Source organism: Candidatus Amarolinea aalborgensis (genome assembly GCF_900491745.1).
GTDB lineage: Bacteria > Chloroflexota > Anaerolineae > SSC4 > Amarolineaceae > Amarolinea > Amarolinea aalborgensis.
On the sequence record NZ_UETR01000012.1, the window covers coordinates 65,389 to 82,368 of the forward strand.

The window sequence follows — 16,980 nt, forward strand, 5'->3', positions numbered from 1 at the left end:
GATCCCGCGCTCATTTCCCCATCAAGGCCAGCAGGACGCCGCCCGCGACGACGCTGCCGATTTGCCCGGCCGTGTTGGCTCCCATCGCGTGCATGAGCAGAAAGTTCTCGAAATCCTCTTCCAGTCCTAGCTTTTGCACGACGCGGGCGGCCATCGGAAAGGCGCTGATGCCAGCCACGCCCGACAGCGGGTTGAAATGGCCCCGGCTCAGAAAGTTCAGCAAGCGCGCAAACAGCAGTCCGGCCGCGGTGTCGAAGACAAACGCCATGATGCCAAGCAGCAGAATGAACAGCGTATCTACACGCAGGTTACTGAGATGTTCATCCATCTAGCTTGACTCCATTGTCATCATATGTCTTACCCTGGCTGACGCCGATCGTCCATTGGCAATCAGCCCAGTGCGCCCGACCACACCAGGGCGAAGTCCTGCGGGCCGCGGGCCACGTTGTAGGCGCGCACGGTGATAGTATAGCGGCCTGGCGCTGGCTCAGGGATCAGCGCCATCTCCACATTGTTCGTGCGATCGAAACCGCGATTGAAGGGGGCGACAAACTGATTGCCATGATAATTCTGACCGGACGGCGTCGTGACGATCAAGTCGAGATCATTGACCAGGTTCGGATTCTGGCTGGCCGAGCTGGGATAATCGCTCCACACCAGCGTCACCTTGAGCGGAATACTGCTGTCGGTCACGATTGAGCTCAAGCGCACCGAGCGGCCCGTGGTCAACCCACGTGTGCGTTCATACATGTTGATCACGCGCGGCGTTATCGGTCGCACACAGTTTAGCACATTCACATGGCCCCAACCCTGTTCAAAATCATAGGGCGCGCCGTTTTGGCTCACGCCGTAGCGATAGGGGCGGTAGTCTGCGCCGTGGAGCAGAAGGGCTTTGAGCAGGGCGGCGCTGGGGTTGCGGCGGCCTTGCTGGCGTAGGAATTGGCGCAGCAGGGCCATGGCGCCTGTGGTGAGCGGCGTCGCCATGCTTGTGCCGCCGTCCACCATGTAATCCTGGGGCAAGGGGGGATAGTCGCCCCAGCCGTGCGCGCTGGAATCCAGCAAATGCGAACGGGTGGAGACAATGTTGGTGCCGGGCGCGACCACATCGGGCTTGATGCGGCCATCACGCGTGGGGCCGCGGCTGCTGAAGGCCGCCAGATCATCCGCCTGATCGCTCGTTGCGTCGTTGCGGATGGGGTCGCGCGGGTAAAATCCAGGCCACAACTGACCCCAGCTCGCCTGGTAGCCCAATCCACTGCGCTCGCTTTCGGATGCCCCTACGGTGATGCAGTTCTTGGCTGTGGCTGGTGGGGTAATGCTGCCAGGGTCAATTTTGCCATCACGATCCTGATCCGCACCATCGTTTCCGGCCGCCACCACGACCACGAAGTCCTTGTGGTCCCACACGAAGCGGTCGAGCGCCTCCGAGAAGTTATCATACGCGCCGAAAGCGCCGCCGCCCCAGCTGTTGTTGTGAACCCGGACACCGGCCTCGTAAGCTTTGTTGAAGAAGGCGTAGAGGTCAGCCGGCAGTCCGGCGAGTCCAAAAGGGGCGGGGGGCCGTCCATACCGCTGCTGAAAGGCCCGGCGGTAGGCAGGCGTCCATTCCAGCTTCTGCTCAATCGCTTGAAAAACCAGCGTCGCTTCGGGTGCAATGCCGCGAATGACTTCGTTACTTTGGGCAGACGCAGCGCCAGAACCGAGGATGGAGCCCGTCACATGCGTGCCGTGCCCTGAGTCGAGATCGGCCGGGCCATCGTTGCCGCCCTTGTTGAGAACTACGCTGTTGTAGTCCGCAGAGATGGGCCAGCTTTGAATGGCAGCGACGCGCCCGGCAAAGTCAGGGTGGATGTGCTCCGTCTCGCCAGAATCAAGCCCCGTGTCGGCCACGCCGATGATCTCGCCTTTGCCGGTCAATCCGGGTTCCTGGGGAGGCGCCACATCGAGCACGTGCATGAGGCGCGCGGCCACGTTATTGCGCACCTGGCGCAGCACGAATTGATCTACCGACTTGACGCCGTGGATGTGCGCCAGGGCCATGACCTTCTCCGCCAGGTTGGGGGTGTTGGGCGGAAACGAAACGCTCGTGACCAGCGCATTCTGGTCGGGAGGTTCGCCCAGGCTGCCCCCGATTGCTTCGATGGCCGGAATGGCTTCCTGCAGCAGCTCTGGGGTAAAGAAGCGCACCGTGAATGTGCTGATGAGCGGCTCGGCGGCAGTGATCGCATCCGATGCTTCAACCGTCAGCGCGGCGCGGCTGTGCATGTTTTGCGGCGACAGATCGCGGCCAGCCGGTTCCGCGAGGCTCTCGCGCAGGTCCGGCGACACCCGCAGACTCGGCTCAAAGTAGCCGATCCAGCGGACGAAATCGAGATTCCTCACTGCTTCATACGCCGCATCGGACAGTTCGACGACGTAGGCATAGGATGGCAGCGGTTCGCGCAAGATGCCGCCGACCTTCTCCACGGCTTGCAGCCATTCGGGTTTGATGGGGCCAATGAACTGCACCAGGAAATGATGGGGAACATCGTCCGCCATGCGCGCGCCACGGGCGTCGGCGACATTTTGGGAGATAGCGAGCGGCGCGATGGAGGTGTCCACCAATTCGCCTCCCACGTTGATCTCATTGATGCCGTCCAGAACCTCAATCGTATAACCATCGGCGGTCAACTGGTCCAGCTGTTGGGGTGTGACCTCAACCAACGCCGAGTCAGGATAGAGGGTCAAGACGGATGAAACATGGCTTTTGATCGTACGCTGCTGGCGTTTAGTAGCGTAAATGATGGCTGTGACCTGCATGTGCAACCTCCTAATGTCCATTCAGATACAAAACGTAACCACAGACAGACCTGCAAACTCACATGCTCTCTCCCAAGTAGTTTAGCACCGGACTCACGGACACGCAAGGCGCCCCTGATCTCCGATCTCCATTCTCTGATCTCCATTCTCTGATCTCTGATCTCCAATTGCCCATCTCCCTAACTTGCATTACAATGCATGAGATGATGCAAATCTCAGCAGCCAAAGGGCATGTAAGCATGAAAGACGACCTGGAAATCATGGAGATTGACACTGACAGCCGCTATTGGCGTCAGCAGTTCTTGGGCGTGCCATTTCGTCTCTATCGCTACGTGCCCCAGTGGGTGCCGCCGCTGGCCGCCGACGCCGCGTTGATGCTGAATCGTGAGCGCCATCCTTTCTTCCGTCACTCAGACGCCATCTTCCTGCTGGCCTGGCAGAATGGCGAAGCGATCGGGCGGCTGGCGGTGCTCGACAACGCGAACTACAACGCGTTCAACCACGAACGCACCGCGTTTTTCTATCTGTTCGAGTGCATTGACGACCGCGAGACCGCCCTGGCCCTTTTTGCACGCGGTTTTGATTGGGCGCGCGCCCGCGGCCTGAACCGGATGGTGGGACCGCACGGCCTGAGCGCGCTGGACGGCCTGGGGCTGCTGGTGAAAGGCTTCGAGCACCGCCCGGCACTCGGCATCCCCTATAACCTGCCATTCTATCCGGGACTGATCGAAGCGGCGGGGTTCGAGCGCATGGACGATTCGGTTTCCGGCTACCTCAGTGCGGCCATGCCGTTCCCAGAGAAAATCCACGAGGTCTCCGCGCTCGTACAAAAGCGACGCGGCTTGCGCGTCGTGCGTTTTCAAACCCGGCGTGAGCTGCTGCGCTTAACGCCCCAGCTCGGCGACCTGTACAACGCCGCGCTGGGCGGCACGAGCGGCGGAGTGCCGCTGACCGCAGAAGAAATGCAGACCATCGCGAACCAGATTCTGCTATATGCGGATCCGCGGCTGATCAAAATTGTGATGAAAGAGGACGAACCGGTCGGCTTTTTGCTTGCCTATCCGGACGTTTCCGCCGCGGTGCAGCGCACAGGCGGCCGCGTGTGGCCCCTGGGTTGGATAGACCTGCTGAGGGAGCTCAAGCGCACCAAATGGGTCAACATCAACGGTGCGGGCATTGTGGAGAAGTACCGGGGACTGGGTGGGATGGCAATCCTGTTCAGCGAAATGCAGAAAAGCATTGCCGAGGGGCATTTTGAACATGCCGACCTCGTGCAAATCAGCGTGTCGAACGACAACATGCAGCGCGAACTGCGCGATCTGGGCGTGGACTTCTACAAGATGCACCGCCAATACGCCCGCGCCCTGTAGCGCCCGCTTGGCCCCTAACTCGCGCCGGCCACAGCGATGCCCTGCGCAATGACCTGCCGCGTGTCGGCCATCATTGGCAGGGCGGCCATCTCCGCCAGAGTGAACCACCCAATGTCGGCCGCGTCATCGCCGGCGTGCGGTTCCCCGCCCTGGTAGTAGGCCAGGTAATCCAACACCACATAGTGAAAACGCACGCGGCCCTGCGCGTCGCGCACGATCGGTTCGAACGCGGCAATGAATGGCCCTGGCTGCACGGTCAGGGCCGTTTCCTCGGCCACCTCGCGCATCACGGCCGCGGCCAGACTCTCGCCAACTTCCACCAGTCCACCTGGCAGCGACCACAGCCCCTTGTTCGGCTCACGTCCACGCTGAATGAGCAGCACCTGCCGGGTCTCCGGACGCCAAATCAGCGCGCCGACGCCAACGCGCGGGGCGAGTGGATATTCACGACGCGCGGCGACTGGCTGCGGGTTCATGCGTCAGCCGGCCTGGCGGGATCGAAATCGGGCGCCACCGGCGGCGGCGCAGTGGGCGTCTGGCCGGCCCAGAAGTCGTCAACCTCTGTTTCGCCCTCAGCTTGCCAGCGCGCCAGCAGCGGCAAAAGCTCATCCCACGCGGTCAGACTGGCATCAGGGGTCGTCTGGCGGCCGGCCAGGCGGTTCGATGGATGAGCGGCGATGTTGAGCAGCACGCCGCGCAGCCCCAACTCCTGCGCTGGCGCCACATCCTCATCCAGGCGGTCGCCGACGGCCACAGCCTGGTAGGGTTCCACATCCCAGTAGCCGAGGGCCACTTCAAGCAGTTTGGTTTTGGGCTTGCGCTGTTCCACCGTCTGCGAGGTGACGACAACATCCACCAGGTCACGCAGGCCCAGCCTGCGCACGGTCCGCTGCAGCGCCCGGTCGCAGTTGTGATTGGCGATGATCCCCAGGTGATAATCTGCGGCGTGCAGGGCGGCCAGCGTTTCCATTGCGCCAGGCAGCGGGATGCTGGCCTCGATGAACGGCGCGAAATAGGCGTCTACGGCCTGGCGCACGAGCTTGCGTTCCAGCGACACGTAGCCGTAGAACTGGACGAGGAAGGCCAGGGTGTCGTCGGCCGTATGTTCGTCCTGCTCCTGCACCGACTTGCTGGCCGCGAACTCCAGCGCCTTCAGCCACTGCAGTTCAAAATCGTCCGGCAGGTCTAGCCCGGCCGCGCGCAGCGTCGCGGCCGTGGCGGCCGCGCCTTGCACGGCCAGGTGCGTTTCCGGCTGCGTCAGGGTCGCCAGCGTTTCGTCAAAATCAAATAAGACGGCCTGCACGGCGCGTTCATGACGTGGAATCTGGGTCATTGTTTGATGCCGATGGCGATGAAATCGCGTGCAAACAGCGAGGGCCAGCGCCGCGCCAGCCAGGTGTAGGCTTGACGAATGCCGGGCCAGCGGAAGAAGAAGGGGTATAAGCCGGAGACCCACAAGCTGGCGCTGCCATCGGTGCGCACGATGCGCACGCGGCGCGCCTTGAGCAGGTCGCGCGCCTCCGCCAAGGTGAAAAAGCGCAGGTGGGTTAGATCGGTGGGCGTGTTGCGCACGTAGGGAAAGCGGCCGCGCAGCAGCCACCAGCGGCAGCGCCAATGGGCCATGTTGGGCAGGAGGAGCACCAACTTACCGCCCGGCCTGAGCACGCGCACGCACTCATCGAAGGCCTTGTCGAAGTGGTAACGGTGCTCCAGGCCAGAGTCGGAGACGACGGTGTCGAAGACGCCGTCGGCAAAGGGCAGCGGCGCGCTGTCCAGGTCAACCTGGTGCGCTTCGATGCCGCGGTCACGCGCGCGGCCGACGGCGACGTGCGACATATCCGTGCCAATGACCCGGTTGCCCTTGTCGGCCAGTTGGCGCGCAAGCACCCCAGGGCCGCAGTCCACCGCCAGCACGGCTTCACCCGCGCCCACATAGCTGGCGACAATGTCCAGCCTGACTTGATCGTAGATGTCAGGCTTGCTGCGCCAGTAGTCATCGTAAAATGCAACAAGGTCCATGAAAGTTCGCTCGTGACTCAGCGCGCAAGCCGCTGAAAATAGAAGGTGAAGATGGGAAATCCATTTTCGTAACACCAGGCTTCACGGGTGGTAGGAATCGTATCGGCCAGGCAGGCAGCCAGGCTATCGTCGTGCGGCCGAAAGAGGCCGCTGGCGCGGATGACATCTTCGATCAGCTCGGCGTATCCTGGTACGTCGGTGCGCACATGCAGGATGCCGTCAGGCGCCAGGCCGCGCGCCAAGAGGATGACGCTGTAGTCGGTGAACATACGCTTGTGCTGATGGCGTCGTTTCCACCACGGATCGGGCAGCAGGACATGCATCACGGTCGCGCATCCTGGCGGCAATGAGCGCGCCAGCGCGTAACGGGCATCGTCAGCCGACACCCACAGATTGGGCAGGGGGATATTTTCAGCGGCCTTCAGCACGTGGCGCAGGAGATGCCAGCGCAGCTCAAAGCCGATGAACTGGCGCTCAGGGTGCTTGACAACGCGGTCGAGCAGGAAGTTGCCATCGCCAAAGCCGATCTCGATTTCCAACGGCCCACGCGCCAGGAAATCGGCCAGCCGTTGGCGATAGAAGTCATGCAGCCCGTCGCCGTTCGGCTCCAGGTCAGCAATCTGGAAAAGGGGTTTGTCTAGCGGGGCGCGCAAATAGCCGCTGTGCTGCAGACGCTGGAAGGGGTTGCCGCCGGCCAGTCCTTTGCCGGTTTCCAGGTTCTCTGGGCCAAAGGTCGGCGCCGCGGGGTCTACGGTGAACTTGTCTGGGATGCCGCGTCGAGTCATAAAATCTGCATCTGCCTGCCAGGCGCACAGAACGTCGAAAGCATACCTTTGCCGCGGCCTAGCGTAACGCCATCACGAGCACAAAGGCGCCGAAGAAGCTCAGCGTGAGGGCGTTGAACAAGTGCCAAACGCTGATCTTGGCATAGAGCCACTCCTTCCAACGCACGAGCGCCTGAATGGGCTGCTGACGCACGGCGGCGCTGAAGACAGGCGTCACCCGCGCCAGGCCATAGAGCAATCCGAGCAGCGCGCCGTACCAGGGCAAGCCCAGCGCCAGGTTCCACAGCAGCATGGCATGATAGGAGGCAAACGGAAGGTAGGTGATAAAGCCGGCGCCCCCCAGCGCGGCGCCGTAAATCGCAGCGCCGCGGTAAAGCCCATAGGTGGCCCATTGCCGAGGCACTTGGATCGCTAACGCCGGCAGCGGCAAACTCACCAGGCCAATCTCGTTCGCGCTGTAAAGAAGCGCCAACGCGCCCACCACGGCCAACGCCCCGGCGCGCAACATCGGCGGCGCGGCCAGGGCCAACTGCACCCGCTGCGCGGCCGCGGCCAGCAACGTGTTGAACAAAATGACCGTGGCCACCAACGCGATGGCGTAGATGGCAGCCCGGATCAGCCACTGCCGAGTTGTCTGACGCTCCTGCACGAGGGGCGCGATCACGAAGATCATGTTGACCCCTCAAGGGGTGCACGTTTTCGACAGCCCGGCCGTGATGGCCAGCACACAACCTATGCCCAACGCAATGGCGGGCGCGGCGCCGCCTGCGGCCCAGCCAGCCAATGCGCCCAACAACGCAGCGACCGCGACGAGGTGGCTGCTGCGCAGGGCTGGAGTAGACGTCGTCATGAATTCCTCTTAACAGTTTGCATTCACCGTGCGCGGGTGGCGGTTGAAGGTGTCGGGCGCGTTCGTTGAAACGCAGCCGCACTGCCGATCGCTGGGGCAGCCGGCTTTGCGGCACCAACAGTCACAGCAGTTGATCGGATTGACGCTGCCGCCGCATGTCCAGCAGCCGCCCTGGTTCGGGTAGTAGATCAGGTTGATCCAGCATGGAGATTTGCACGTGCCATCCTCGTTGCACTGGAAACCGTAATCCATGCAGTAGGGGCCTGGCGGCACACAGCAATCTTGCACGCCGAACTTCGCGCGCGCGCTGGCCGTGGGCGCGGAATTCATAGCGACCGCGGCCAAAAAGGTGAATGTGGTCTGGGCCACGCGGCCCAGGAAACTGCGCCGCGTAACGGTGCGGCGGGCAATCGCCTCGCTCATCAACTGGGCACGCGTTTCTTGTTCTGCGTTCATAAGTCCTCCGTGACAGATACGTTGGCGTCTATCAGAGAAACTGCGCCGGCGAGTCTTGTGACGTACTCGCCGCAGTTCGTATAGGCTTTAGTTGTTCAGTGGATCGCCCACCGGACGCTCGAAGAGCACTTCCAGGTGGATGCGCGAATTGACCAGACCCTTACCCAGAATTCTACCCTCTTCATCCACGGCAAAGCCAAAGGGCGTGACGCGCGTCAGGTACCGGCTCTGCAGAGATTCATCGGTGGGAATGGTCAGAATCGGCACGCGCACATCGTACAGATCGGCAAAGCGTGCATTTTCTTCGCGCGACGCGCCGCTGAGGAAAAACGGCCGCACATCGCTCTTGTGTGCAGCGCTGAACTCGTTGAGATCCGGGATCAACTGTTGGCAAGGCCGGCAGTTGGGCGAGCCAAAAATCAGCAGCAGACGCTGGCCCCGGTAATCGGCCAGGCGGTGCGGCACGCCGTTCAGGTCCGGGGCGGTGAAATCAGGCGCCTGACTCCCCTCGGCAATGCCATCGCGGGAGACGCCTTGGGAGCGTCCCAGGTAAATCAAACCGACCTGGCGATAGAGCACAAAAACCAGGAAGGCAAGGGCCAGAAGGAAAATCCAGAGCACGACCGTGCTAATGATCCAAAGTGAAGACATGGGCATCTACCGTCGGCGACCCAAACGACGCCGGAGTGAAGGATTGGGGGTAAACGAGGGCCAGGGGCTTTCGACCCAGGGGCTGCGGCTGATCGTGGCGCTGACCTGGCCAGCCAGAAGGACAATGGCGACGCCGGTCACCGCCAGCAGCAAACAGGGAACCGCATCGAGCAGCGGGAGGCGCGCGGCGGCTGGCGCCAACCCCAAGAGGGGATCAAGGGCGAGAAAAACGCTTGGGGTAAAAATCGCCAAACTGACAAGGAGCATTAAAGCCGTGTTGCGGATGACCAGCATGCCTGACAGTTCCTCGGAGAACAGATTGCCAAAGCAATGACAATCGGGGTGATGGCCGCGCGCCAGGTTCCAGCCGATGGCGAGCGTGAAGCTGAGCAGGGTGAGGAACGCGGCTGCGGCCGCCCACGGCGTGAAAAGTCCCACCATCAACAACGCGCCGGTGATCATCTCGACGTAGGGAATCAGCGCCGCATAGAGATCCGCCAGGCGCGGCGGGAGCACACGAAAATTGTAGACGGCCATCGTGAATCCCCTGGGATCACGCAGCTTGGTGATACTGGACAACAGGAAGATCAGGCCGATCAGCCAACGCACGGTCGTAATGGCGTAGGGATCGGTCAAGAATGACATTGACGGCAAATGGGCGACCTCGGCATGAGCTGTTGCAGCAGGATATCTGCAGGCACAGAACCAACTTCCCGCAGGTTGAGCGCCTGCGGGAAATCTAAGGCGGGCGTAGTTTAACACAGGTTTTGCGCAGGCGCAAGCAATCCATCTTCCCGTTCAGCCATTTCCAAATGCAGGGACAGCTCGCTGTGGACTTCCGCAGAAGGTGATGGTAATTCAAATGGCACGAATCCACCAACAAATAGATGGTTTTTTGCAGAATCTGCCTTGTTTGGTACAATCTAGACCGGCTGGGGTTGAGCAGCAGTAAGCTCACCCAGCCTGCGCGTAAAGCGGCCTTTGCTGGGAGCGAGATTCACGCCTGAAAGATTAACAAGGAGAACGCGATGTTGACCAAGCAGTATGCAAAAAACAATAAGACGTGCAAAGTCACGTTTGAACTGCCCGCTGAGGCGGGCTTGACGAAGGGCACTCTCGTGGGTGACTTCAATCAATGGGATGTGGCCGCAACGCCGCTCAAGCGGCGCAAGGATGGTGTTCTCTACGCCGCCGTCACGCTTGCGACCGGCAACAGCTATCGTTTTCGCTATCGCAGCGAAGATGGCGCCTGGCATAATGACTGGGCTGCGGATTCCTATGCGGCCAATGAATTTGGCACCGAAGATTCGGTCGTCACCGTCTAAGCAAGGGTCAAACCCTCATTAGCGAACCCACGCTGCCGGCTGATGGGCAGCCGCTCAGCGTCGCCTGGTTTGCCCACAGCAGACGGTTGACTTGTCTCTGTTTTCCCCCATCCCTCGCCACTCACGAGCAGGCTGTATACGTCATGCGCAACGGAGGCTGGATCTCTCCAGCCTCCGTTTTTCTTTGCCAGCAGCCCCGCTGTGCGCACAAGCGCCGTCGCCAGTTGATGAGACGGGTCACCCGCGCCACGCCTCCACACGTTCACTGCGAATTTGCCCCGCCAGGTCCGTGTAGGTGACCTCCCAGACCGGCAGCCAGGCCAGGGCCACCAAACGTACCCCGACGTCGGTCTTGCGCGGCGTAATCTTGACCTCCTGGATGTCATCCAGGGTGGCTGTCCAGCGCGCCGTAATGGCCTCGGCGGCGCGCTGACTCTGCGTCTGCAAATCGCCGATCTGCTTGCGCAGGCTCTCGACGGTTTGCCGGCCTTCCACCACATCCAGGCGCGCTTGATCGGCAAGGCGTTGCTTGGTCATGGTGGTGGAGATGACCCGCGTGCGCCGGCTGCCCAACAGCGCGCCAACGACGGTTTCGCCGATGGTCACCCATTTCTCGCGGTTGAGCGCCGTCGCCGCGGTTTCGTTTTCAATCAACGTGCGCTGCTGCTTATAGAGTCTGGCTTGCAAGCGCGCGATTTGGGCATTGTACCGCTGCGCCAGGGCGTCAACTTCTGCGTCACGCGCTTCGCGGGCGGCCTGCTGACAGCGAATAATGAACTCACGCTGCCGCTCCGCCGGTTTCGAATAGAGTTTGAGCATGGGGTTATACCACAGGCTAAATGCCTGGGTGCGATAGAGATGCTCGATGAATCCGCTTTCCAGGCTCTTGAGCGCCCGCGCGGTGCTGACAAGCGGCGGCGCATCGTCGAACAACGCGCCTGGTTCAGGCCGGCTCAGCAGTGCGCCCGGCGCTACGTCCACGGCTTCAGCCTCGCCCCACCGCAGCAGGCGATCGCCCTCACGCATGTGCAGGAGAAGGGCTACATCCCTGGCTTGATCCACGCCGCGCTTCAGGTCTACAAAGTGAATGGCGCTCAATCCAAGCAGCGCAGGCGTGTAGATCAGATCAATGGCCGTGGCTTCGAGCCGAAAGCCAGCCGCCTGGGTCAAGCGGCGCAGCGCAGAACCCTGTCCCGCGCGGATGGGTAGGTAGGTCTGCGCCACCTCGACCGGCAGCACAGGAGCGTTCGACAACGAAGCCCGTGTCAGGTTGGGGATGGGACGCGGCGCCGGCGCGCGGATAGGCGCGGGCGGGACGGCTGGCCGCGGTTGAACGGGAGGAGGCGCTGACGCAGGCTGTCTTACGGCCTGCGTGACCCACCAGGGTGCATCAGCCGCCGGCGTCGTCTGCGGCGCGGCCGCTGGATCGGCAGGGGCTGGCAGAGGCGCCGCCGCGCCAGCTTGACCGTTGCCGAGCTGCGCTTTGGCAGCCGCCATCAGCGTGCGCACCTGCGGACGCGTCAATGGCCCGCGCAAATAGGAGAGCGCCCAACGCGTCTGAAAGACCTGCGGATGGCCCTCGTGCACATTGTGCAGTAAGAAAACCCGGTTGGTCAACGCGGAGATGGTCTTGTCCAGCCAAGCGCGATCCAACCCCGCGGCTGCACCGGCCAGCGCGCCTTCGAGGCCGTCGAGCAGACGATCTTTATCGCGCTGGGCTTGCAGTTTGCCCACAAACCACGTGCCTGCATTGCTCAGACCTTTGTAATCGAGGTCAATGGGGTTCTGGGTGGCGAGTACGATGCCCACCCCATACGCCCGCGCCTGCTTGAGCAGGGTGAGCAGCGGGCGTTTACTGGGCGGCTCGGCCACAGGCGGGAAATAGCCGAAAATTTCATCCATGTAGACCAGCGCGCGCAGACTGGTGGTGCCGGGTTGATTGCGCGTCCAAGTCAAGATCTGCCCCAGCAGCAGGGTGACGAAGAACATGCGCTCGGTATCGTTGAGATGCGCCAGGTAGAAGATGGAATGGCGCGGTTTTCCATCGGGGCTGTACAGCAGTTGGCCCACATCCAACGGCTGGCCGGTGAGCCACATTTGAAACGACGGCGCGGCCATCAGCCCGTTGAAGGCCATCGCCAGGTTGAAGCGATCCTTCTGTGGGTAGAAGGTGTCTACATCGGCGACGCCCAGCGTGCGCACCGGCGGGTTTTGGATAGCCGCAATGAGCATCGCCAGGTCAAGACTTTGACCTTGACGCCAGAAGTGTTCGAAAATGGTGGAGAGCAGGATGTGGTCGCGGCTGCGCACGGGGTCCGTGTTGCCGCGCACCAGGCCGAGCAGCGCGGAGACTGTGCCGCTGATCTGTTCACGCACCTCTTCAGCCTGCTCTTCCCAGTTGACGTGCGGGGCTTCCAGGCTGTGCAGAATGCTCACGGGCAGGCCGGCATCGCTGCCCGGCGTGTAAATAAGGAACTGCGCGCTCTCCTGCAACAGGCGAATGCGTTCCGGCGTCTGTCCCCACGCGGCCAGGCCATCACGCCACGTCTGGGCGGTGGCCGCCGCAAATTCATCGTCCGTCTGGTCGCGTCGGCGGGCGTCATCCAGGTTCACCCAGTTGCGGAAGTCAGCCGGCCGCAGGTCAGGGAAGGTGAGCAGGAGGTTGGTGATGTCGCCTTTGAGATCAATGGCAATGGCGGGCACTCGATCAATGGCCGCCTCCTCCAAAAGATCAATACAGAGGCCAGTTTTGCCGCTGCCGGTCATACCGACGCAAATGGCGTGCGTCGTCAGATCACGCGCATCGTACATGATGGGGCGATCTTCGGTTTGCCCAGTCTTGAGATCGTAGGGTTTGCCCAGGTAGAAGAAGCCGAGACGTTCGATGTTTTCCATGCGGGCGATTTTACCGCAAAAGATGGCGGCGCGCAAGAACGTTTGTGCTGAGCATGGATGTGCATCCGTTGAGTTCGCACGCCCAGGTGCGACGTTGGCTTTGCCCGAAAAAAGACCAGGTCTCACGTAGGAAACCCGGTCTTGATAGTGTTTTCAGGTGGAAGTGCTAACGGAACTGCACGATCAACCACAGAATGGCGATACTGATGACCACACGCCAACCCAACTGAAACCACAGTTGGCTCAAAGGGCTGGGCGCAGTCTGCGCGATCGCGTGTTCGGTCGTTGGTTGATTCACGATGTCGGCTCCTCTCTCAGGTTCAGCATGGGTGACGGTTCATCTAGCATAGCAGCATTGGCTTACGTTACAGATAACGCTTGCGAGGGACCGTCGTCGCCTAAGCCTGTACAACTCAGGCTTCGCCCTCGTTGCTGCAGTTTGAACCGCCGTGAATCAGAACGAACAACGCCGAAGATCGGTTACGCCCTTGACAGAGCAGTCTCGGCCACGAATTTTCGCGAGTTAATCCTTCTGCCCTCGACCCATGCTTGTCATTTGCGGCAGGTGCATCCCTGCGGTTTATGCGAGGGTTCAACCCTGGTTGGGGATGAACTTGACGATCGTGACGCCGTCGCCGCCTTCATTCGCCTCACCGCTGTGTGCGTCTTTGACCAGGGGATGGCGTCGCAGCTCATCGCGCACAATGCGGCGTAGGACGCCGGTGCCCTTGCCGTGGATGATGCGCGCCCAGGGCAGCCCAGCCAAAAAGGCATCGTCCAGGTATTTTTCCAGCACGAGCAGCACCTCTTCGGCGCGCTGCCCGCGCAGATCGAGCTCAAGCCCTGGCGACGGCGGCAGCCGGCTTCCCCCTTGGCGGGTGCTGGCGGGCGCTGTCAAACTGGCGGCCTTGGCGCGCAGTTCAAGGCTGCGCGCCGGCACGTTCATGCGGAAGGAGCCAATCATGATTTGGGCGTCGCTGCCTTCCAGCGCGACGACCTCGCCGCTGGCCTGCAGGCTAGATACCCACACGCGATCCCCCACGCCAATGGGGCCGTCTAGCGCGACGGTCGGCGCCTTCTCCACCACCTCGTCTGGGACAGCCCGCTGCTCTTGCAGGCGCGTGAGCAAGACAGATTCGGCCTGTGACAGGAAAGCGCGATGCGTGGAATCGGCCGCGCCCGGCGCGCCCAGCGCGGCTATCTGCTGGCGCAGCTGCGCTAGTTCCTGACGCAGAACCTCAAGCTCGCCCTGCGCCTGCGCGCGCGCCTGGTTGATCACGTCACGCCGCGCCTCTTCGATGCGCGCCATTTGGTAGCGCAGGTCCGCTTCGAGCACCTGCACCTGGCGCGCGCGAATTTCGGCCTCGCTCTGCGCTCTCAAAGTGGCGTCTTTGGCCGTCTTGATCTCGGTCAGCAGTACCTCTGATTCCAGCGATTCCGGCCGTACCAGGGCTTCAGCTTTCGCCACAATCGGCTCGGGCAGGCCCAGGCGCCGGGCAATGGCCAGCGCGTTGGAGCGGCCGGGCAGGCCGATGCTCAGCTCAAAGGTGGGCGCCAACGTCTCCAAGTCGAACTCCACGCTGGCGTTCTTGATGCCGGGCGTCGCCTGCGCAAAGACCTTCAACTCGGAGTAGTGCGTAGTGGCGAACGTGGTCACGCCGCGGTCGAGCAGGAAGCTGAGCAGCGAACGCGCCAGGGCAGAACCTTCCTCGGGATCGGTGCCGGCGCCGAGCTCATCCAGCAGCACCAGGCAGCGATTATCGGCCTCTTCCAGGATGTCAATAATGTTGGTCAGGTGCGAGCTGAACGTAGATAGATTCTGTTCGATGCTCTGCTCATCGCCGATGTCCGCATAGATGCCCTCGAAGACGCTCAGACGGCTGCCCTCGTCCGCGGGAATGTGCATGCCAGACTGGGCCATCAACGCCAGCAGGCCCACCGTTTTCAGCGACACCGTCTTGCCGCCCGTGTTGGGACCGGTGACGACGACGCTGTAGTACGTGTCGTCAATCCACACATCAATCGGCACCACGGTGAGCGGATCGAGCAGGGGATGGCGGGCGCGCTTCAGGTCAATCGTCGAGCCGGGATGCATGATCGGCGGCGCGTGTTCCGCGGCTGTCTCTCGACCTTTGCCATGCGCACGCTTATCCTGCCCAGGTCTAGCTACCGATTGCGGCCGGAACGGAACCAGTTCTGGCTCCACGGCCATCAGGCTTTCGGCAAAGCGGGCGCGCGCCAGGATGAGATCCAGCTGCGCCAGCGTGTCCACGGTGCGCTGAATGGTGGACGCTTCTGCCGCCACCAGGGCGGTCAGCTTGGTAAGAATACGCTGGATTTCTTCTTCTTCGGCCAGCTGCATCTCACGCCAGGTGTTGTTGAGATCAAGCGCGGCCAGCGGCTCAATGAAAAGGGTGGCGCCGCTGCCTGATTGGTCATGAATCAGACCAGGGATACGGCCCTTGAACTCGGCGCGCAGTGGAATCACATAGCGTCCCTGACGCTGCGTAACAATCGGCTCCTGCAAATAGGGCTGGTTGGCCGTCGAGGTGACAAGGCGCTGCAGGGTGGTCATCAAGCGATCGTGAGCCACCTTCAGCTCACGCCGGATGCGCAGCAAGGCGTCGCTGGCGCTGTCGAGCACGTCGCCGCGTTCGCTGATGCAGCGGCCGATCTCATTCGCCACTTCATCGCTCGACTGCAGACGCGCGCCGAGGTCTGCCAGGTGCGGTGCGGTATCCGCGGCGCGGGTCATGGTGCGCTGCAAGGCGCGGGCGCGCAGCAGCGTGCTGCGAATGTCGAGCAGGTCTGGCGGCCGCAGGGTGACCGCGCGTTCGGCCTGCGCCAGTAGCGGCCGCACATCGAACACCCCGCCGAGGTGCAGGTTGGGGTTTTCGGGCAGCAAACGCCGGGCCTCGTTGGTCTCTGCCTGCCAATCTTGAGCCTGCCGCAGGTCATCGGTGGGCAGCAGGGCCAGGGCCAGCTCTTGCCCACCCGAAAAATCGGCAAACCCGGCCAGGCGGGCCAGCACTTTGTCGTATTCCAGGAGTTTCAGTGATCTCGGATTCATCGTCTATCCATGTCCGCGGGCAAAGCAACGCACGGCCCCCTGCTCATCGCTCAAACGCTGCGCCTCTTGGCAGCAGACGTACGGCTCAGGCGGCCGGCGCCGACTTCACCAGCACTTTCCAATTGCCGCGTTGGACAACTTCGTCCCGTTGGTTGAGAATCTGCATCTTGAACGTGACGAAGCCGCCGCCCAAGCGGGGCATCGCCTTTTTTTCATCAATGGTGGCGCGCACGCGCACGGTGTCGCCGATCTTGACCGGGCCGCGGAATTCCCATTCCAGGCCCATGAAGGCTTGCACGGTGTCTTCCATGAAGCCCAGCCGCACGGCCAGGCCGCTGGCAATCGAGAGCACGAGCAGCCCATGCGCAACGCGTTCGCCGAACAGGCCCTGGCGGGCATACTCGGCGTCCGTATGAATCAGGTTCCAGTCGCCGCTAAGCGCGGCGAAACTCACCACGTCGGTTTCGGTGACGGTGCGCCCGACGCTGGTAATCGAATCGCCCGCCGTGAACTCCTCGAAGAATAGCCCGGTGATGCGGGCGAGTGCTTTAGCCATTGGAATACTCTCTTTCGTAAAATGCGCAGTCCGATTCTAGCATACTTCATAAGGGAAATGCACGCCTGACTCTCACCAGGGGGTGCATTTCAATTTCGGGGCATAGTTCACGGAGATGAAGCTCCGCCTGCTGGAGCCAGTAGGGAGCAGCGGCAAAGCGCCATCAAGATAAGCGGATCAGTTTTCTCCGGCTCGCTTCACGAT

The 16,980-nt window shown here is 62.0% G+C and carries 16 protein-coding genes and 1 pseudogene; 2 read left to right on the top strand and 15 right to left on the bottom strand.

Features of this window, described 5'->3' with window-relative positions; translation table 11 throughout:
• Positions 1–10: 10 nt before the first annotated feature.
• Together ACPQ6D_RS15320 and ACPQ6D_RS15325 are read right to left on the bottom strand one after the other, a co-directional pair.
• Positions 11–307, bottom strand: a pseudogene (locus tag ACPQ6D_RS15320) (sodium ion-translocating decarboxylase subunit beta); the annotation flags it as partial.
• Between the two features lie 83 nt (positions 308–390).
• Entirely contained in the window at positions 391–2,799 is a 2,409-nt protein-coding gene (locus ACPQ6D_RS15325; RefSeq protein WP_423225214.1) for a S8 family serine peptidase, read from the bottom strand.
• A gap of 344 nt (positions 2,800–3,143) precedes the next feature.
• On the opposite strand from ACPQ6D_RS15325, the gene ACPQ6D_RS15330 reads away from it, so the two are divergent.
• Positions 3,144–4,169, top strand: coding sequence for a hypothetical protein (locus ACPQ6D_RS15330; protein WP_423225215.1), 1,026 nt, complete (start codon positions 3,144–3,146; stop codon positions 4,167–4,169).
• A 14-nt stretch (positions 4,170–4,183) separates the two neighbouring features.
• Here the strand turns inward: ACPQ6D_RS15330 and ACPQ6D_RS15335 are convergent, their stop codons facing one another.
• The 9 genes from ACPQ6D_RS15335 to ACPQ6D_RS15375 all read right to left on the bottom strand — a co-directional run bounded on the left by ACPQ6D_RS15335 (position 4,184) and on the right by ACPQ6D_RS15375 (position 9,575).
• Positions 4,184–4,645 (bottom strand): NUDIX hydrolase, encoded by a 462-nt coding sequence (locus ACPQ6D_RS15335; RefSeq protein WP_423225216.1) that lies wholly within the window; start codon positions 4,643–4,645, stop codon positions 4,184–4,186.
• Complete coding sequence (locus ACPQ6D_RS15340; RefSeq protein ID WP_423225217.1) at positions 4,642–5,502, bottom strand: HAD family hydrolase; 861 nt, start codon at positions 5,500–5,502, stop codon at positions 4,642–4,644. The genes ACPQ6D_RS15335 and ACPQ6D_RS15340 overlap by 4 nt, the downstream gene beginning before the upstream one ends.
• Positions 5,499–6,188, bottom strand: a complete 690-nt coding sequence (locus ACPQ6D_RS15345; RefSeq protein WP_423225218.1) for a class I SAM-dependent methyltransferase — start codon at positions 6,186–6,188, stop codon at positions 5,499–5,501. Before ACPQ6D_RS15345 ends, ACPQ6D_RS15340 begins: the two co-directional genes overlap by 4 nt.
• A gap of 17 nt (positions 6,189–6,205) precedes the next feature.
• Positions 6,206–6,973 carry a tRNA (guanine(46)-N(7))-methyltransferase TrmB gene (gene trmB, locus ACPQ6D_RS15350; protein ID WP_423225219.1) on the bottom strand — a complete coding sequence of 256 codons (768 nt, stop codon included), beginning with the start codon at positions 6,971–6,973 and terminating at the stop codon, positions 6,206–6,208.
• A gap of 58 nt (positions 6,974–7,031) precedes the next feature.
• On the bottom strand, positions 7,032–7,646 hold the full coding sequence (locus ACPQ6D_RS15355; protein WP_423225220.1) for a hypothetical protein: 615 nt from the start codon (positions 7,644–7,646) through the stop codon (positions 7,032–7,034).
• 9 nt (positions 7,647–7,655) lie between these two features.
• A complete protein-coding gene (locus tag ACPQ6D_RS15360) occupies positions 7,656–7,823 on the bottom strand; it encodes a hypothetical protein (protein ID WP_423225221.1) in 168 nt (55 codons plus the stop codon).
• 9 nt (positions 7,824–7,832) lie between these two features.
• Complete coding sequence (locus ACPQ6D_RS15365; protein WP_423225222.1) at positions 7,833–8,279, bottom strand: hypothetical protein; 447 nt, start codon at positions 8,277–8,279, stop codon at positions 7,833–7,835.
• Between the two features lie 87 nt (positions 8,280–8,366).
• Positions 8,367–8,930 (bottom strand): redoxin domain-containing protein, encoded by a 564-nt coding sequence (locus ACPQ6D_RS15370; RefSeq protein WP_423225223.1) that lies wholly within the window; start codon positions 8,928–8,930, stop codon positions 8,367–8,369.
• A 6-nt stretch (positions 8,931–8,936) separates the two neighbouring features.
• A complete protein-coding gene (locus tag ACPQ6D_RS15375) occupies positions 8,937–9,575 on the bottom strand; it encodes a MauE/DoxX family redox-associated membrane protein (protein WP_423225280.1) in 639 nt (212 codons plus the stop codon).
• A gap of 383 nt (positions 9,576–9,958) precedes the next feature.
• Here ACPQ6D_RS15375 and ACPQ6D_RS15380 point away from each other — a divergent pair, with 383 nt between their 5' ends.
• Entirely contained in the window at positions 9,959–10,255 is a 297-nt protein-coding gene (locus tag ACPQ6D_RS15380) for an isoamylase early set domain-containing protein (protein WP_423225224.1), read from the top strand.
• Between the two features lie 237 nt (positions 10,256–10,492).
• On the opposite strand, the gene ACPQ6D_RS15385 is transcribed toward ACPQ6D_RS15380, so the two are convergent.
• From ACPQ6D_RS15385 to ACPQ6D_RS15400, 4 genes are all read right to left on the bottom strand, one after another.
• Positions 10,493–13,150, bottom strand: a complete 2,658-nt coding sequence (locus tag ACPQ6D_RS15385; RefSeq protein WP_423225225.1) for an ATP-binding protein — start codon at positions 13,148–13,150, stop codon at positions 10,493–10,495.
• 166 nt (positions 13,151–13,316) lie between these two features.
• Complete coding sequence (locus ACPQ6D_RS15390; RefSeq protein ID WP_423225226.1) at positions 13,317–13,448, bottom strand: hypothetical protein; 132 nt, start codon at positions 13,446–13,448, stop codon at positions 13,317–13,319.
• A gap of 294 nt (positions 13,449–13,742) precedes the next feature.
• The gene (locus ACPQ6D_RS15395; protein WP_423225227.1) at positions 13,743–16,220 is read right to left on the bottom strand and encodes an endonuclease MutS2; all 2,478 of its coding nucleotides are present in this window, start codon (positions 16,218–16,220) and stop codon (positions 13,743–13,745) included.
• 85 nt (positions 16,221–16,305) lie between these two features.
• Positions 16,306–16,776, bottom strand: coding sequence for a MaoC/PaaZ C-terminal domain-containing protein (locus tag ACPQ6D_RS15400; RefSeq protein WP_423225228.1), 471 nt, complete (start codon positions 16,774–16,776; stop codon positions 16,306–16,308).
• Between the last annotated feature and the right edge of the window lie 204 nt (positions 16,777–16,980).

Coding starts and splice junctions, on each gene's coding strand:
- ACPQ6D_RS15375 (WP_423225280.1), bottom strand. CDS start 9,575: ATGTCATTCTTGACCGATCCCTACGCCATTACGACCGTGCGTTGGCTG.
- ACPQ6D_RS15335 (WP_423225216.1), bottom strand. CDS start 4,645: ATGAACCCGCAGCCAGTCGCCGCGCGTCGTGAATATCCACTCGCCCCG.
- ACPQ6D_RS15365 (WP_423225222.1), bottom strand. CDS start 8,279: ATGAACGCAGAACAAGAAACGCGTGCCCAGTTGATGAGCGAGGCGATT.
- ACPQ6D_RS15355 (WP_423225220.1), bottom strand. CDS start 7,646: ATGATCTTCGTGATCGCGCCCCTCGTGCAGGAGCGTCAGACAACTCGG.
- trmB (WP_423225219.1), bottom strand. CDS start 6,973: ATGACTCGACGCGGCATCCCAGACAAGTTCACCGTAGACCCCGCGGCG.
- ACPQ6D_RS15380 (WP_423225224.1), top strand. CDS start 9,959: ATGTTGACCAAGCAGTATGCAAAAAACAATAAGACGTGCAAAGTCACG.
- ACPQ6D_RS15385 (WP_423225225.1), bottom strand. CDS start 13,150: ATGGAAAACATCGAACGTCTCGGCTTCTTCTACCTGGGCAAACCCTAC.
- ACPQ6D_RS15340 (WP_423225217.1), bottom strand. CDS start 5,502: ATGACCCAGATTCCACGTCATGAACGCGCCGTGCAGGCCGTCTTATTT.
- ACPQ6D_RS15360 (WP_423225221.1), bottom strand. CDS start 7,823: ATGACGACGTCTACTCCAGCCCTGCGCAGCAGCCACCTCGTCGCGGTC.
- ACPQ6D_RS15325 (WP_423225214.1), bottom strand. CDS start 2,799: ATGCAGGTCACAGCCATCATTTACGCTACTAAACGCCAGCAGCGTACG.
- ACPQ6D_RS15345 (WP_423225218.1), bottom strand. CDS start 6,188: ATGGACCTTGTTGCATTTTACGATGACTACTGGCGCAGCAAGCCTGAC.
- ACPQ6D_RS15395 (WP_423225227.1), bottom strand. CDS start 16,220: ATGAATCCGAGATCACTGAAACTCCTGGAATACGACAAAGTGCTGGCC.
- ACPQ6D_RS15370 (WP_423225223.1), bottom strand. CDS start 8,930: ATGTCTTCACTTTGGATCATTAGCACGGTCGTGCTCTGGATTTTCCTT.
- ACPQ6D_RS15400 (WP_423225228.1), bottom strand. CDS start 16,776: ATGGCTAAAGCACTCGCCCGCATCACCGGGCTATTCTTCGAGGAGTTC.